Origin of the sequence: Novosphingobium sp. PP1Y (genome assembly GCF_000253255.1) — a bacterium.
Lineage (GTDB): Bacteria > Pseudomonadota > Alphaproteobacteria > Sphingomonadales > Sphingomonadaceae > Novosphingobium.
Map to the genome: position 1 here is coordinate 122040 of NC_015579.1, position 14492 is coordinate 136531.

Annotated in this window: 16 protein-coding genes; 10 read left to right on the forward strand and 6 right to left on the reverse strand. The window is 58.0% G+C overall.

Annotated elements, in window-relative coordinates; all coding sequences use genetic code 11:
* Positions 1-66 precede the first annotated feature (66 nt).
* The 3 genes from PP1Y_RS00800 (at position 67) to istB (ending at position 2751) form a co-directional block, all read left to right on the forward strand.
* A complete protein-coding gene (locus tag PP1Y_RS00800) occupies positions 67-348 on the forward strand; it encodes a type II toxin-antitoxin system RelE/ParE family toxin (RefSeq protein ID WP_013831390.1) in 282 nt (93 codons plus the stop codon).
* A 107-nt stretch (positions 349-455) separates the two neighbouring features.
* Positions 456-1982 (forward strand): IS21 family transposase, encoded by a 1527-nt coding sequence (gene istA / locus PP1Y_RS00805; RefSeq protein WP_013831391.1) that lies wholly within the window; start codon positions 456-458, stop codon positions 1980-1982.
* Positions 1972-2751, forward strand: coding sequence for an IS21-like element helper ATPase IstB (istB, locus tag PP1Y_RS00810; protein ID WP_013831392.1), 780 nt, complete (start codon positions 1972-1974; stop codon positions 2749-2751). Before istA ends, istB begins: the two co-directional genes overlap by 11 nt.
* A 119-nt stretch (positions 2752-2870) precedes the next feature.
* Here istB and PP1Y_RS25045 read toward each other — a convergent pair whose 3' ends face one another.
* Positions 2871-3140: a type II toxin-antitoxin system RelE/ParE family toxin gene (locus PP1Y_RS25045; protein ID WP_013831393.1), complete on the reverse strand. Its 270-nt coding sequence runs from the start codon at positions 3138-3140 to the stop codon at positions 2871-2873.
* Positions 3141-3203: 63 nt separating this feature from the next.
* Between PP1Y_RS25045 and PP1Y_RS00815 the strand changes: the two genes are divergently transcribed.
* From PP1Y_RS00815 to PP1Y_RS00825, 3 genes are all read left to right on the forward strand, one after another.
* A complete protein-coding gene (locus PP1Y_RS00815; protein WP_013831394.1) occupies positions 3204-3680 on the forward strand; it encodes an Hsp20 family protein in 477 nt (158 codons plus the stop codon).
* 405 nt (positions 3681-4085) lie between these two features.
* Positions 4086-4328: a hypothetical protein gene (locus PP1Y_RS26235; protein ID WP_041558037.1), complete on the forward strand. Its 243-nt coding sequence runs from the start codon at positions 4086-4088 to the stop codon at positions 4326-4328.
* Positions 4329-4385: 57 nt separating this feature from the next.
* Positions 4386-4805, forward strand: coding sequence for an SPW repeat protein (locus PP1Y_RS00825; RefSeq protein ID WP_148274761.1), 420 nt, complete (start codon positions 4386-4388; stop codon positions 4803-4805).
* A gap of 451 nt (positions 4806-5256) precedes the next feature.
* Here the strand turns inward: PP1Y_RS00825 and PP1Y_RS00830 are convergent, their stop codons facing one another.
* From PP1Y_RS00830 to PP1Y_RS00850, 4 genes are all read right to left on the reverse strand, one after another.
* The gene (locus PP1Y_RS00830) at positions 5257-5688 is read right to left on the reverse strand and encodes a phasin family protein (RefSeq protein ID WP_013831397.1); all 432 of its coding nucleotides are present in this window, start codon (positions 5686-5688) and stop codon (positions 5257-5259) included.
* Between the two features lie 169 nt (positions 5689-5857).
* A complete protein-coding gene (phbB, locus tag PP1Y_RS00835; RefSeq protein ID WP_013831398.1) occupies positions 5858-6580 on the reverse strand; it encodes an acetoacetyl-CoA reductase in 723 nt (240 codons plus the stop codon).
* A gap of 1122 nt (positions 6581-7702) precedes the next feature.
* Complete coding sequence (locus PP1Y_RS00845; protein WP_013831400.1) at positions 7703-8056, reverse strand: PilZ domain-containing protein; 354 nt, start codon at positions 8054-8056, stop codon at positions 7703-7705.
* Positions 8057-8418: 362 nt separating this feature from the next.
* Positions 8419-8784, reverse strand: coding sequence for a PilZ domain-containing protein (locus PP1Y_RS00850; RefSeq protein WP_013831402.1), 366 nt, complete (start codon positions 8782-8784; stop codon positions 8419-8421).
* A gap of 845 nt (positions 8785-9629) precedes the next feature.
* Between PP1Y_RS00850 and gntA the strand changes: the two genes are divergently transcribed.
* Entirely contained in the window at positions 9630-10292 is a 663-nt protein-coding gene (gene gntA / locus PP1Y_RS00855; protein ID WP_013831404.1) for a guanitoxin biosynthesis heme-dependent pre-guanitoxin N-hydroxylase GntA, read from the forward strand.
* Complete coding sequence (locus PP1Y_RS00860; protein WP_013831405.1) at positions 10289-10879, forward strand: DUF1989 domain-containing protein; 591 nt, start codon at positions 10289-10291, stop codon at positions 10877-10879. Before gntA ends, PP1Y_RS00860 begins: the two co-directional genes overlap by 4 nt.
* A 300-nt stretch (positions 10880-11179) precedes the next feature.
* On the opposite strand, the gene PP1Y_RS00865 is transcribed toward PP1Y_RS00860, so the two are convergent.
* Complete coding sequence (locus tag PP1Y_RS00865) at positions 11180-12085, reverse strand: hypothetical protein (RefSeq protein WP_148274762.1); 906 nt, start codon at positions 12083-12085, stop codon at positions 11180-11182.
* A gap of 520 nt (positions 12086-12605) precedes the next feature.
* Between PP1Y_RS00865 and PP1Y_RS00870 the strand changes: the two genes are divergently transcribed.
* Positions 12606-13148, forward strand: coding sequence for a helix-turn-helix domain-containing protein (locus PP1Y_RS00870; RefSeq protein WP_232512206.1), 543 nt, complete (start codon positions 12606-12608; stop codon positions 13146-13148).
* The gene (locus PP1Y_RS00875; RefSeq protein ID WP_013831409.1) at positions 13145-14359 is read left to right on the forward strand and encodes a type II toxin-antitoxin system HipA family toxin; all 1215 of its coding nucleotides are present in this window, start codon (positions 13145-13147) and stop codon (positions 14357-14359) included. Before PP1Y_RS00870 ends, PP1Y_RS00875 begins: the two co-directional genes overlap by 4 nt.
* Positions 14360-14492: the final 133 nt, after the last annotated feature.

A 14492-nucleotide genomic window follows, 5' to 3' on the forward strand; every position in this document is an offset into this window, starting at 1 on the left:
TACAGCTAGGCCGCCCCTGTCAAGCGCCGGTCGACACGCGCCGCCGTGTCGCCCATGACTTGACGCGTGGAAATCGAAAGCATCACGCACAATGCGCTTCGCAAGATGTCCACCACAGGGTTGACCAAAGGCGTTATCGAGCATCGTCGCGTGATCAACATGCTTCAGTACATCGTGGGTGCAGGCTCGTTTGATGAACTGGCGTGTCCTTCCAATTTCGGCTTCCACCCGCTGTCCGGTGAGCGGGCAGGGACTTTCGCCATGACCGTCACCAAGAACTGGCGGCTGACTTTTACTATGGTTGACGAAACAACGATCGCCGACCTCGATCTGGAGGATTATTGTTGATTTCCGTTGAGAGTTGACCCGGGAGGGGCACAAATTTCCACTGAGAATTGACCCATGTTTTGATCGTTCCCCTGGCTGATTTGTCGGGGGATCCAGGAGTGATCGACATGGCGTTACTGAGTGTAATCCGACGCTGGCATTTCCGGCAAAACATCCCGATCCGGGAGATTGAGCGGCGCACGGGCTTGTCGCGCAACACGATCCGCAAGTACCTGCGCGCGGATACTGTGGAGCCGAAGTTCAAGGTCCCAGAGCGGCCGAGCAAGCTGGACCCGTTTGCCGAGAAGCTGTCGGCCTGGCTGCGGATCGAAGCTGGCAAGTCACGCAAGCAGCGGCGCACAGCTAAGCAGATGCACGCCGATCTCGTGGCTTTGGGATACGAGGGTTCCTACAACCGCGTGGCAGCCTTCGCGCGGGCCTGGAAGGCCGACCGGCAGCGCGATGCCCAGACCAGTGGTCGCGGGACTTTCGTGCCGCTGATCTTCCGACCCGGCGAAGCCTTCCAGTTTGACTGGAGCGAGGACTGGGCCATGATCGGCGGCAAGCAGACCAAGCTGCAGGCCGCACACACGAAGCTGTCGCACAGCAGGGCTTTCGTCGTCAGGGCCTATCCACTGCAGACCCACGAGATGCTGTTCGATGCCATGACCCAGGCCTTCCGGGTTCTGGGCGGCGTGCCGCAACGAGGAATCTTCGACAATATGAAGACCGCGGTCGACAAGATCGGCACCGGCAAAGCGCGGCAGGTCAACGCCCGTTTTGCCGCCATGGCGAGCCACTATCTGTTCGAGCCGGAGTTCTGCAACCCGGCCGCAGGATGGGAGAAGGGTCAGGTCGAGAAGAACGTCCAGGATGCACGGCGGCGATTGTGGCAGGCAATGCCAGCCTTCCCGGACATCGATGCGCTCAATGCCTGGCTCGAGGAGCAATGCATCGCGCAGTGGGGAGAGATTCCGCATGGCGTGCTGCCCGGCACCATCGCCGACGTGCATGCCGCGGAGATCGCGAGCCTGATGCCGCTGGGGCGGCCCTTCGACGGCTTCGTTGAACACACCAAGCGAGTATCGCCGACATGCCTGATCTCCTTCGAGCGCAACCGCTACAGCGTCCCCGCGTCCTTCGCCAACCGGCCGGTAAGTCTGCGGGTCTATCCCGAGCGGATCGTCATTGCCGCCGAGGGACAGATCCTGTGCGAGCATGGGCGGATCATCGAACGATCCCATGATCAGCCGGGACGGACGATCTATGACTGGCGGCACTATCTCGCGGTGATCCAGCGCAAACCGGGAGCCCTGCGCAATGGCGCGCCCTTCACCGAGATGCCGGAGGCGTTCCGGCAGCTGCAGAGCCAACTTCTGAAGCGCCCCGGCGGCGATAGGGAGATGGTGGAGATCCTCTCGTTGGTCCTGCACCATGACGAACAGGCCGTGCTGTGTGCCGTCGAACTGGCTCTCGAGGCCGGCGTCGTGACCAAGACCCATATCCTCAATATCCTGCACCGCCTGGTCGACGGCAAGGACGGCACTCCGCCCAGGATCGATGCCCCGCAGGCCCTGATCCTCCGCCGCGAACCCAAGGCCAACGTCGCACGTTATGATACCCTGCGGGACAAGGATCTGCGCCATGCGTCATGATCCCGCCAGCGCCGCCGTCGTGGTCATGCTGCGCTCTCTCAAGATGTATGGCATGGCCCAAGCCGTCGATGACCTCATCGAGCAAGGGGCGCCCGCGTTCGATGCGGCCGTTCCGATCCTCTCCCAGTTGCTCAAGGCCGAAGTTGCCGAACGCGAGGTCAGGTCCATCGCCTACCAGATCAAGGCGGCCAAGTTCCCGGCCTACAAGGACCTGGCCGGCTTCGATTTTGCATCCAGCGAGGTGAACGAAGCCCTGGTCCGCCAGCTCCATCGCGGCGAGTTTATCGACGGCGCCCACAACGTGGTGCTGATCGGCGGACCCGGCACCGGCAAAACCCACATTGCCACTGCGCTCGGCGTGCAGGCCGTCGAGCATCACCGCAAGAAGGTCCGCTTCTTCGCCACCGTCGACCTGGTCAATGCGCTGGAACAGGAAAAGGCCATGAACAAGGCCGGTCAGCTCGCCGATCGGCTGCTGCGCCTAGACCTGCTTATCCTCGACGAGCTGGGCTACCTGCCGTTCAGCGCGTCAGGCGGCGCGCTGCTGTTCCACCTGCTCAGCAAACTCTACGAGCGCACCAGCGTCATCATCACCACCAACCTCAGCTTCAGCGAATGGGCCGGTGTGTTCGGCGATGCCAAGATGACCACCGCACTGCTCGATCGGCTCACCCACCACTGTCACATCCTCGAGACCGGAAACGACAGCTTCCGCTTCCGCGCCAGTTCGGCAGCGCCCAAATCCAGAAGGGAAAAATCACCCGCTTGACCCACTGCCCGCACAGCGGGACATATTACCCACCCGGGTCACTTCTCGATGGAAATCCCGGGTCAACTCTCAACGGAAATCAACAGCGGGGCCACTTGCAGCGATGACCGCCGATCACCTCATGGGTTTTGAAGAACCGGCGCCAGATCGCGGGATGCATTGATAATTCGCTGCAATGTTACGACCGTTCCATTTACGGTGTATGCGATAAACACGCGGCGTTTGAATGCTGGCGTCCGCAGACCTGCGCTCAAGTCGTCGCGAGGGGATCCCCGGTGCGGAAATTCGCTCAGCGCCGCTAGGCGTGTTTCAATTCTGCTCTTGAACCGGGTATTGCCGATCCCAAATCTTGAAGTACCGGATGCCGATTTGCGGGTCCGGTTGGACACAGAGGGCGCTGGCTCTCATCCCGGCGCATCTCATGCTCAGATTGCTCATTGGAGGATTTGGAAATGAGAACGAACTTTGACTTTACACCCTATCGCCGCTCCACGGTGGGCTTCGATCGTCTGTTCGATTTGTTAGACAGCCCCACGCGCTCGGATGTAAGCGATTATCCGCCCTTCAACCTCGTGAAGGAGGGAGAGGACAGCTATCGGGTCGACCTTGCCCTCGCTGGTTACCACCGTGATGAAATCGATGTCGTCGCGCAGCAGCACCAGCTGACCATTACCGGCAGGCAGGCAGATGCCCGAGAGCAGGGCGAATTTCTGCACCACGGCATTGCGACGCGCGACTTCGAGCGTCGCTTCCAGCTTGCGGACTTTGTTGAAGTGACGTCGGCCAACTTCGAGAACGGCCTGCTCAGCATCTCACTGAAGCGGCGCGTTCCTGAAGCCATGAAGCCGCGCAAGATCGATATCGGTGCAAGCGAGCCGGTCCAAGGCAAAATTACGGCATCCAAGGCCCAAGAACCGGAAGCGGTTTAGCGCTGATTAAAAATGGGCTTGCCGACACCGCCGCGCAAGTGGCGGGCGGCAAGCCACTTCCTGGCCGTTCTTGATAGGAAGAGGATGACTGCGAAGCCAACTTCAATGGTGGGGTCCTGACAGTGACTATGCCGCAGACTGATGCGAAGCAACAAGTTCGCAGGATTCCGGTCTTGAATGACCGCTCCAGTAGCTGACACGCTGTAGCCCCTGCCTCCGGGCAGGACTCCATAAGGACTTGGAGAAGATAATTTCGCCTTTGAAACGGGGGTTGAAAAGCTCCTTGGCACTCATGTGGGCAGAGTGCCAAAACCCTCTTGACGCCGAAATGGAAAATCCCAAAATTCCTTGCAGCCGAAAGCTAGATATCGAGTCAGAAGCGGCAAGAACGAAAGGAGGATAGCCATGTCGCGGCCAATTTCTCGGTTTCTTCATCCATTCGACGTCGCGCGTCATCCCAGTCTTGAACCGGAGGTAAAGCGCGCAATCCTGGCCTCGTGGGCATCTGATCGCTCGGCAGTGAAAGACCAGCCAGCCTTGCGCAAGCCAAAGGGGATCAGCAGGCCATTTGGCGTCGACGAAGTTTTCAGCGCACTGCGTTCGCTCGATGAGCCCGGCGCGGATCCTTCCAATTCAGCCACGAATTAGCGGACAATCATCCGAAATAGCCGCTCTTGAAAATTCCCGAGAAGGGAAGGGTGGAGGATGGATATGCAAGCACGTTATGTTTCACAATTTCGGGCGATGTGTTGGGCGCTCGTCGCGAGTGGGACTGGGTTGGCTCTTGCCCCTCACCTGTTGGGGTTCGATGCGAACCAGTCAGCCACCTGGAGCTCTTGGACATGCGCAGCCGGATTTTTTGTGATGGCTGCCGTAAGGCAGAACGAATCCTGGTTCACCGGGCTTTTGATGCTGGCGGGGTTTGGAACGCTGATGGCACCGACGATTGTCGGCTTTGGGCCTTCCAGCGCTTCCGCCTTCTGGGTCCACGCTTTGGCAGGCGCTGTTGCGTTGGGCTGCGCCTGGCAGTTGTCTGGCGATGGCACGGCTGAAAGTGATCAGGAATCATCGAAGGTTGGTCGGCTGTCCGGGCAAGCCACGGGATCGCTGAAACAATCTGGATGATCGGGCATGCGGTGGACATGGGAAATCCCTTCGCTCAATGCCTATGAATATGACTCAACGTCGCAACCGAGCGACCCGCCCGCGAAGCACGCTCGTGCATGAGCCGAGATCCTCTGATGGAGCTTTCGCCTTGGACTGACAAAGCTGACGGGCAAGAACGACGACGTCTGGGACATGTTTGCCGGCCAACGTAAGATCCGGGGTCCTCAAAACCTGCCCCACATTACTTATCGGTTGTCGTGCGTGACGACCGGAACGGGGTGACAAGGTTGCCTTCTTCGCTTCCGATTCCGGAATGGATGCAGGGTTTGTGGGAAGGATCACCGCATAGCCCGAGAGTACGCCGGCACAGAATTGAGGTGGCAGAAAGAATGGAAAAATACCCCGGATCTGCGCGGCTAAGGTGTTGAGCAGATCCGGGGGAGCCTAAATTTGTTCCTGGAATGAGCCCCTAGGCAATCTTCTGAAGGGCTCGCACGTTCACATCGGCCTGCTTTGCAAGAGGGGCAGCTGCAGCCTTGGTGAGCTTCACAAGGGCATCATTGTTTTTCGTGCCAAGCGCGATCGCAGTTTCTACATTGCGGCGCAAAAGCTCACTCTGCAGCTTGTAGAATTCTGCCGGGGACGTGGCAGCGGCCAAGCTCTTCAGACCTTCTGAAAGATTTTCGAAGCTGGCTCGATTGTCTTCAGAGTAAGAGGTTCCAAGCTTCTGCAGGCCATCGGCAAAGATCTTTCCCGCCTCCCAAAGTGCGCTGACGTTCGCCTTCGCGATTTCGCCGTAAGCCCCAAACGCTGACGCCCCTTTGTCGATGGCAGTCTTGGCCTTGTCGCTGATTGCGTCGAAGGGAATCTTCTCGGCACTCGTTTTAGTCGTAGTATCCATATTTTCTTCTCTCTCCGTAGTAAAAATTCGGCCTTCCTGTGGAAGTTGCAATCAGTCACCTCTTGTGCCTCGCGATTGGATAAATAGAGGTCGAAAGTGATGACGATTGCTGCAGTGCAGCATATTCGCCGCTGAATGAGCATGCGTGCCCAAGCGCAGTGGCCAGGGGTCAGTACATATGCTGACCGCCGTTGATCGACAGGGTCGAGCCGGTGATGAAGGCAGCGTTATCTGAAGCAAGAAAGGCGACCCCACGGGCAATTTCGTCGGCGTGGCCCAGGCGTCCAACAGGAATGTTGGAAACGATCTTCTCCAGCACCGTATCGGGGACGGCTGCGACCATGTCCGTATCGACATATCCAGGCGCAATTGCATTGGCTGTTACACCAAACTTCGCCCCTTCCTGGGCGAGCGCCTTTGTGAAGCCGTGAATCCCAGATTTGGCTGCGGCATAATTGACCTGGCCATATTGCCCAGCTTGACCATTGACCGAACCAATATTGATCACGCGCCCCCAGCGCCGCTCTCGCATGCCGGGAAATGTCGCCTTGGCCATGTTGAAGCAACCGCCCAGATTGATTCGGATGACTTCGCTCCAATCATCCCAGCTCATTCTGTGGAGCGTACCGTCGCGGGTTATTCCTGCGTTGTTCACCAAGACATCGATCGGGCCGACTTCGGCTTCAACGCGCGCGCAGCCTTCGAGACAAGCATCATGATTTCCCACATCCCATTTGAATGCCGGGATGTCCGTTTCCTTTGTGAAGGTCTGGGCTGCAGTTTCATTGCCCGCATAGTTGGCGACTACAGTCAGACCTCTTTCCTTCAGCCTAAGTGCGATTGCCTTGCCAATTCCGCGTGTTCCACCGGTGACGATTGCCACTCGCGCCATTCAAGATTTCCTCTCGCTATCTCGGCTCTGTCGAGCCTTGGATGTGATTCCATATATGCAATCACGCTGCACTGCACAACAAAATTGTGCAGTGCAGCATTTCTTATGACTTGTCATGAACTTGGGAACAAAGTGGTGGTGTTGTGCGTTTAATGAATAAGTTTCGATTACATCGAAACCAGAAGGTTCGTCCTTTTCATTTCCGCAGGGCGAGGCCTTCGGGAAGGCGACCCGAACTTGGGCCGCTTTCTTTATCGACGGGGTGATCAGGCAATTGTGCTCAAGACGGCCCAGAGGGCTTCTTCAGAGACTGGCTTGCGCCGAAGCTGGCAGAGCCTATTGTCGCCACACCACAATTCGGCAGACCTATTGGGACTTTCCTTGTGCGCCTTAACTAGCGCAGCAACCGAATCTGCAGCCTCGAACGTAATGACCTCTTCGGGGTCATTGTCGGTCTCAAGCAGGATCAGCTTATATAGCGGCACCAATTCCTCCCTCCGCGCAGTTGCTAACTACGCTTGCTCCCAAGAGAATCATTTCCGCATTGGCTATATTGTCGCGCAAGGAAGATAAGCGCAACAATCAATTGGTCTTGGAAGGGAATAAAGTACCCCAATGCGCGCTTGCTGATGGACAGCCTGACCTCTACGATCTCGCTGACTGCGCTATCGCTTAGGCTATCCTCGATGTCTGAATCGGTTCAGGCATCTACAAGAGGCGCCGGCGGAGCAGAAGTTTCGGGCCCCGGTGAGTTCTTTGAAAGCGGCCCTCCATTCATCGAAGGACAAACGCGTTTGAATGACGTGAGCTGGAACGTCTCTGCCGATTGCCCCCTTCATCCTGGGACGCGAAAATCGGTTGGTTTGGGACGGCTATAGTACGGGCAACTTGAGAATAGGCATTGCTGCTAATGCAACGCGATGTTGCGGCGGTTAAGATCGACGCTTTGCCTATTGAGTAAGTTCACCGGTGACGGTAAACATCGATGCCCTCAAGGGATCAATCCGTTATTTGATCCCAGTTCCGCAGGCCCGGACTTCTTCGCTGCTTCCCCGGGCGAAGACCCTCCGGGCCTTTGGGCTTTGCACAAAGAGCTGAGTGCAGTATCTGCGCGGTCGAGGCTTAATATTGTTGGTATGCGGGCAATGGCCGACCAAGCCGGTCGCAAGGCGCGATGGTCTCGAAGGGTTCTTGGCGCGGCGTGAAGCCCAGATGTCGGACCTCAACATCAGCGAGCCTCTCATCGAAACGCACGCCAGCGTGCCCCTTTGCGAGCCATACGACCCTGCCTTGCGCTTCGATGAAATGGTTCAGCCGTAGATAAATGAGCGTTCCGCCCTCAAGTTCAAGATGGGGAGCCTCGATCATGCAGCCTCCGGCAGACAGATCGTAGACAAAGACCTCATGTCTTCGCTCACCGACAAAGCATTCGACTTCACGGTCAATGATAAAACGCTCGTGTTCACGCTCGTCCATTGCAATTCTCCCGAATCACCGGGTAATAAATTGACCGACAATAATGAATAAAATGTGATTTTTCGTTCATTTCACTATTCAGGTGAGTTTGCGCAAAGAGCTATACTTGAGTATAAGGTGTTGAACACAGATGGAAATTCCGATGTGGCGCAAACAATGCTGCGAATCTGATTTGAAGAGTTCGGCGCTGCATGGGCGAGAGGCGACATTTCCTCAAATCGCCGGTCACCTCATGCTGTGGCCCGTGCGTTACTGCGTTGAAGATTGCAGCCGCGATCGCTCCTGATGCGATCCCAGAGCCGCGGCGCCCTGCCATCTGTGCAGATCTCTTGGAACGATGCCCGGGCTTTGGAGCTGCGACATCAATATCCCGATCCCATTTGTGGCAATGGCGGCAGCAATCGGCCAAACCGGTCACGCGGCGCCAACGCCTCGAAAGTCTGGTGTCGCGGCATAAAGCCGAGATACCTGACAGCCGCTTCATGAAGTTTTTGGCCGAAGCGCACTCCAGCGCTCGCCCCAGCCTTCCAGACAATCTGGCCGTTCACCTCGATGAAATGGTTCAGCTTGAGATCGACGATGGTCTCGACCTTTAGCGGAACCCGCAAAGCCTGGATCATGCACCCGCCAGAACAAAGGTCGTAGAGGGAAACCTCATGACATCTATCATCGACAAAGCATTCAATCTTGCGCTCAACTACAAAGCGTTCGTGTTTGCGTTGGTCCATTGCACATCCCCCGATGTTACACGTAATGTATGGCAGTGATGGTTAACCAACAGTTAGCTCACGTAACACCAGTCTGATAAGCAACTCTGACAATGACTTTCCTGCGCCAACGGTAATCTGCCGATGGTCCCGCGTGTGATCGTCGCGCCCGCTGTGGGCTTCGACGAGCATGTAGCGTCGATCCTGGGCGGCGATCTGGCGAAAAGGAGCGGCCTGGATGCAGCCGGGAGTCTTCCCGTATTGGTGCGCGGACGGCCGGAGTAGGTCGGCAGCCGGCGCCGCGCGAACAACTGCTTTCCCCACAGAGCGGCTCCAAGCCGGACCTGTACCTATCGTGTTTCTCCACACGTTGTTCAAAACACAAGCGGCCGAAAGCGGTGCGAAGGCGGCGGTCGAGGGGCCGTATGTATTGAAGCATGAATCCTGGAAGCGGACTTACTTGCTTCAGGTTAGACATTTTCTGCGAAACTTGCAGCGTTCTGTTTCGTTGTTCGGTCCAGAAAGGAGATCATCCGCTTGGCACCCGGTGATGGTAACGCGGACCGTGCCAAGTGAGTTCTCCGACATTGCAACGGAGTACGCACATGACATTCATCCGATATGGTTTGGCGCTGCCTCTTCTCGTGGCCGCCGAATTACCCTTGGTGGCGGCAGCGATTTGCATGCAGGTGGGTATGTCGATCGCGGATGATGGTTAAGACAGTGCCGAGAACCGAAAAACCAAGTTTGCGGCGCAAGCCCGAGCGGTCATCATAACCGACGCTATCGTGCTCGCCGTGATGGTGATCATCTTTGTGGGTCGCAACCTCGGGCATGCCGAGGGGCGACAAGAGGACGAGAACAATATGGCAACCCTGTCATTGGAAGAGGAATTTCGAGCACAAATTCAGGATTCCGCCTTTCCTTGTGTCGGCGCGAAGTCGGCATTGGCGAAGGGCTCTTTGAAAGTTCTGCCTGCGCGCGATCTGACGAGCGCATGGAATGACGTCGCGATCCACCGCGAACTTCTTGCCTGGAGCCGAGACTATCGTGAGGGGCCAGAAGGGCTGCGGAGCCTTGCCGTGGTCTTCGAAGGTCCTCTCGACTTGACCGAGACGCAGTTTGAGTCGGCAATGTGGGAGCGTATCCAGTCATTTGCGGACAAGGATGCCTGGCTCGGCCAGCCCTATGATGAGGGCGTAAGCCCAGACCCGGCCGATCCCCATTTTTCGCTGAGTTTCGGCGGCAGCGCCTTTTTCGTCGTCGGCCTGCATCCAAACGCTTCCCGTCCGGCGCGGCGCTTCCGCCGCCCCGCGTTGGTTTTCAACCTGCACGACCAATTCGAGCGTCTGCGGGAGGAAGGAAAATACGAACGCATGCGAGAGAGAATCCTTGAGCGCGACGCGGCGATTGCCGGATCAATCAACCCGATGCTTGCTCGCCACGGAGAGGCCAGTGAAGCGCGCCAGTATAGCGGCCGGATGGTAGACGCCGATTGGGCCTGCCCGTTCCGCGATCCACGCGAATGAGTGGGCCGCAAGTCATCGCGCCGCGCAGCGGTACCGCGTTCCCACTGAAGGTCGGACAGGTGCTCACCGTCACCGATGTCCTCGGCTGCCAAGTGGCCGATCTCCTTGCCTTCGCGGCGGAGGACGCGCGTGAGGTGGTATCCAATGGCCGCACGTTCGATTACGAAGAGACTATCAGGCTGACCACTGGCAATCGTATCTGGTCGAACCGCTCGCGGGTGTTGCTGGAAATCATCGAGGACACGGCGGGCTGCCACGACTTCCTGCTCACGCCATGCAGCGAGGCGACCTTCCGACATTTCTATCCGGAAAAACCGGTCCATCGCGGCTGCTTCGGCAATCTGGCGGAGGCGCTGGCACCCTACGGGGTCGAGCCCGATGCTATCCCCGTCGCCTTCAACCTTTTCATGAACGTGCCTGTCAGTCCTGGCGGACGATTGGAGGTCCTGCCTCCGACGAGTAAGGCCGGCGATTTCATCCGCCTTCGCGCAGCGCAGGATTGCGTGATTGGCCTAACGGCCTGCTCGGCCTATGCCTCAAATGGCGGAACCTTCAAGCCGATCCACTACGAAATTAGCGGGCAGTAGCGGTCTCGAACGATCGCCCGTCAATTCTTGTCCGGCTGAACCGCTATGCGGGCAAATCGCTCAGGCGGATAGCGGAAAGACAGCGTACCGCCATGGCCAATGAACAGCAGCCCCCTCGAGCGCTTGCTCGGCTGTCTCCCCGCCACCTCTGCGGTGACGCTTTCCGACCGTCGACGTCGGACAAACCGTGCCGTGATTGGCGCATCCACGCGTCAAACCTATCTGCGAGTTTGTGTCGACCGTATGCGTGAAGCGTGGCTCCGTCATTCGCAACGGAGCGCCCGACCCGCGTTCCGTAAGTCAGAAGCCCCAGTTGATGCCCATTCGGCCGACAAGGTCGTATCGGTCGATGCCGCTGGCAACGGCGCTGTTCGGAACCCACAGGTCGGCACCTGCGCTAATGGTAAGTCCAGGGAGGCTCTCTGGCGCGGGTTGGCCGGAAAGTAGAAGGCCGGTGCGGAAGAAGCCGAAGGTTTCCTTGCCGCCATCGATACCATCATAGTACTCGTCGGACAGGCCGATCATGAGGGGAATGGCCACGTTGAGGGGTACGCCGGCGATCTCTGCATCGAAGGAAGGTGTCAGCGATGGCTCGATATAGAGCGCGTCCTTTCGCCCCGGGCGCCCAGCCTCTTGCACCAGTCGTAGCGAGGGCGACAGCCTGAAGTTATCCAGCGGTAGGCTATCCCAAGCCCCTGAATCGTCGTATCCTACGATCAATTCGAGATCGTTGTATCCCTCGAAGGAATCGCTGAGCGATTCATAGCGATAGTAGGTGGCAGAGATGTTCCATCTGTCGGCCAGCTGGACGGCGGCGCCGGCATAGAGGTCGGTCTCGAAAAAGCGGTTGAGGCTTCCGGCCGGGCCAGGCGGTACCGATCCGAGCTTGATGCTCGTCCAGCTGCCGGCAAAGACACTGGCATCGGTGACCAGCCCTCCGTTATCATCTACCAGATCCAGCGAAACGGTAACGCTGGGCTGCAGGCTCACCTCTTTTGCAAACATCACGCCGCGCGAGATGTACTCGGTCACCACGCTGGCACCCATGCTGACCGAGATGCGATCGCTCTCTTGCGAGGGCTCGTTATCTGGGAGGACGACTGGTGGGGGCGGATCCGGGCAGGGCGACGGTTCGTTTGCTTGTGCCGCGGCGGGAACGGCCAGGACGGGTGCCAGGGCAGTGGCGCCAAAAAGCAGGTTTCTCATGGTTTCCTCCGCGTTTTGGGCGGGTATGTTTGTAACAACCTGAGGCGGGCCGTGGATGTTCCGAAAAGTCGAATGGTGCGCTTCAGGTCTTTGATTCTTGCGCCATCTCATTTCCGTAAACGGGTCAATTGAGCCCAGGCAGCGACACGTGCGGAGAATGCCGGGATGAGCGCGTCGCGATTATGCAATTCTGGTCTGACGCGTTGGACCGGCTTCACGATGGCGCGACGGTGCCCAAGCCAAAGATTGGCACAAGACACTTTCGATAGGCCGCATGAGGTACGAATCTGGAGGAAATCCGCGGTCTCAGGGCAGTGCCCCTGCAGATGCGCCAGAATATATGTTACTACATATGCTAAGTATGGTGTATATGCCAAAGCATATTTTGTTTGATCAAAGAGTCAGCCAGATGATATGCAATGGCATATATTTCCTATTCAGTATATGCAAAAGCAGATGAATGAGCGCTGGAATTGACGAGATAGCCGCCAGCATTCGCGCGGCACGGAAGGCAAAGGCAATGACCCAGAAGGAACTGGGGCAGCGTGTCGGCCTGCCTCAAAGCCATATCTCCAAGATAGAGAAGGGCGCGGTGGATCTCCAACTTTCCAGCCTTGTCGAAATCGCGCGCGCACTCGGCCTTGAGGTCAAGCTTATCCCCCGCAAGGCCCTGCCCGCTGTGGAGGGCGCTGTGCGCGTCCACGGTACGCCAGTCGAAACCAGTCGCGCGCTGAACCTGCTCAATGAGCAAGCGCAGCTTGCCGAACGCATCAAGGGTAGCTTTCCCGAGCTCTCGCAGGTTGAAGGATATCAGAATGAGATCCGCAACATTCCCAGGCTGCAATTCGATGCTGCCCAACTGAAGGCTCTGGACGAAGCCTTCCAACCTTCAAGACGACTCAAATCCCTGATCGATGCGCCGGGAAGTGCGGCCCAACTGGCAAAGCAGCTTGAGGAGGCAACTTCGTCACTCAGGCACTTCCGCCAGATTCAAGTGCGTACCCCATTCATAGAGACACAGCGTCAGCTTCCCGCATACCGACTGGAGGAGGATGACGAATGATCGACGCAGCCGCGCTCGACATACTCTTGCATGACCGCCGGATCGGAACGCTCGCGCGTCTCGATGGAGATCGCAGCATCTTCACCTTCGACGATGCCTACCTCGCAGACGAGGATCGCCCAGTTCTCTCGCTCGCCTACCGTGACCCCTATGGCGGCATCGTCAATACGCCGCGTGCCTATCAGACCCGGATCGAGCCATTCTTCTCCAACCTTCTGCCCGAAGGCACCTTGCGCGACTATCTTGCGCGCCGCGCTGGCGTCAAAGCGGTGCGCGAGTACCCGCTACTCACTCAACTTGGCGGGGACTTGCCGGGAGCGGTCCAGGCCGTTCCCGTCGATGCACAAGATGGGCTGTCCGACGATGTTGAGGATGGTAGCATTGCAGGGCAGGCCAGGCATGCCCTTCGCTTCTCACTCGCGGGCGTCCAACTCAAATTCTCGGCATTGAAGAACAAGGGCAAGAATGCCGGCCTCACCATTCCGGTGAACGGCACAGGCGGCGACTGGATCGTCAAACTGCCCTCAGCCAGACATCCCGACGTTCCCGAGAACGAATTCGCGGCCATGAGTCTGGCTTCCAAACTCGGGATCGATGTCCCTGATATCGATCTCGTGCCGCTGGATACGATTGAAGGATTGCCCGATGGGATCACCCGATACGGGGCGTCGGCCTACGCTATACGCCGCTTCGATCGAAGCGAGGAGGGTGCAATCCACGTCGAGGACTTTGCCCAGGTCTATGGCGTGTACGCCGACGACAAATACGAGAACGCCAGCTATCGCCAAATCCTGTCGGTGCTCGCGATCGAGACAGACGAAGCCAGCGCCGTCGAGTTTGTCCGCCGTCTCACCTATTCCGTGCTGATCGGCAATGGCGACATGCATTTGAAGAACTGGTCGCTGATCTATCCCGACCGGCGCCGACCAATCCTCGCCCCCGCCTACGACCTCCTGTCGACGGTCGCTTATATCCCCGGGGAGGATTCCGCTCTCAAATTCCATCGCTCGCGCGAATGGGAGTCGTTCACCTACCGCGAACTGGAAACGATCGCGGACAAGGCGCGGCTGCCCACCCACCTCGTCATCTCGACAGTCAAAGAGACCGTCGAGCAATTTGACGCGCTTTGGGATCAAGAAAAGGCGCATCTACCCTTTTCGGGAGAAGTCACGGCCGCAATCGACAAGCATCGAAAGCGCCTTGCGGTCTAGGTATGCGCTCCCCGGCGGACAAAGCGATGGTCATTTTCATCATCGGCGTACCGATATTGCGCTTTGCACGAATTGGTCCCGGCGGTGGGTAGTCAGTCATTCAGGCGCCGACTTTCTGTACCCCGGGGCAGGC

Excerpts from the sequence above, each read along its gene's own strand:
- PP1Y_RS00825 (WP_148274761.1), top strand. The coding sequence starts at position 4,386 with ATGGATATGCAAGCACGTTATGTTTCACAATTTCGGGCGATGTGTTGG.
- PP1Y_RS00875 (WP_013831409.1), top strand. The coding sequence starts at position 13,145 with ATGATCGACGCAGCCGCGCTCGACATACTCTTGCATGACCGCCGGATC.
- PP1Y_RS00845 (WP_013831400.1), bottom strand. The coding sequence starts at position 8,056 with ATGGACGAGCGTGAACACGAGCGTTTTATCATTGACCGTGAAGTCGAA.
- PP1Y_RS00815 (WP_013831394.1), top strand. The coding sequence starts at position 3,204 with ATGAGAACGAACTTTGACTTTACACCCTATCGCCGCTCCACGGTGGGC.
- PP1Y_RS00860 (WP_013831405.1), top strand. The coding sequence starts at position 10,289 with ATGAGTGGGCCGCAAGTCATCGCGCCGCGCAGCGGTACCGCGTTCCCA.
- gntA (WP_013831404.1), top strand. The coding sequence starts at position 9,630 with ATGGCAACCCTGTCATTGGAAGAGGAATTTCGAGCACAAATTCAGGAT.
- phbB (WP_013831398.1), bottom strand. The coding sequence starts at position 6,580 with ATGGCGCGAGTGGCAATCGTCACCGGTGGAACACGCGGAATTGGCAAG.
- PP1Y_RS00850 (WP_013831402.1), bottom strand. The coding sequence starts at position 8,784 with ATGGACCAACGCAAACACGAACGCTTTGTAGTTGAGCGCAAGATTGAA.
- istA (WP_013831391.1), top strand. The coding sequence starts at position 456 with ATGGCGTTACTGAGTGTAATCCGACGCTGGCATTTCCGGCAAAACATC.
- PP1Y_RS26235 (WP_041558037.1), top strand. The coding sequence starts at position 4,086 with ATGTCGCGGCCAATTTCTCGGTTTCTTCATCCATTCGACGTCGCGCGT.
- PP1Y_RS00865 (WP_148274762.1), bottom strand. The coding sequence starts at position 12,085 with ATGAGAAACCTGCTTTTTGGCGCCACTGCCCTGGCACCCGTCCTGGCC.
- PP1Y_RS00830 (WP_013831397.1), bottom strand. The coding sequence starts at position 5,688 with ATGGATACTACGACTAAAACGAGTGCCGAGAAGATTCCCTTCGACGCA.
- PP1Y_RS00870 (WP_232512206.1), top strand. The coding sequence starts at position 12,606 with ATGACCCAGAAGGAACTGGGGCAGCGTGTCGGCCTGCCTCAAAGCCAT.
- istB (WP_013831392.1), top strand. The coding sequence starts at position 1,972 with ATGCGTCATGATCCCGCCAGCGCCGCCGTCGTGGTCATGCTGCGCTCT.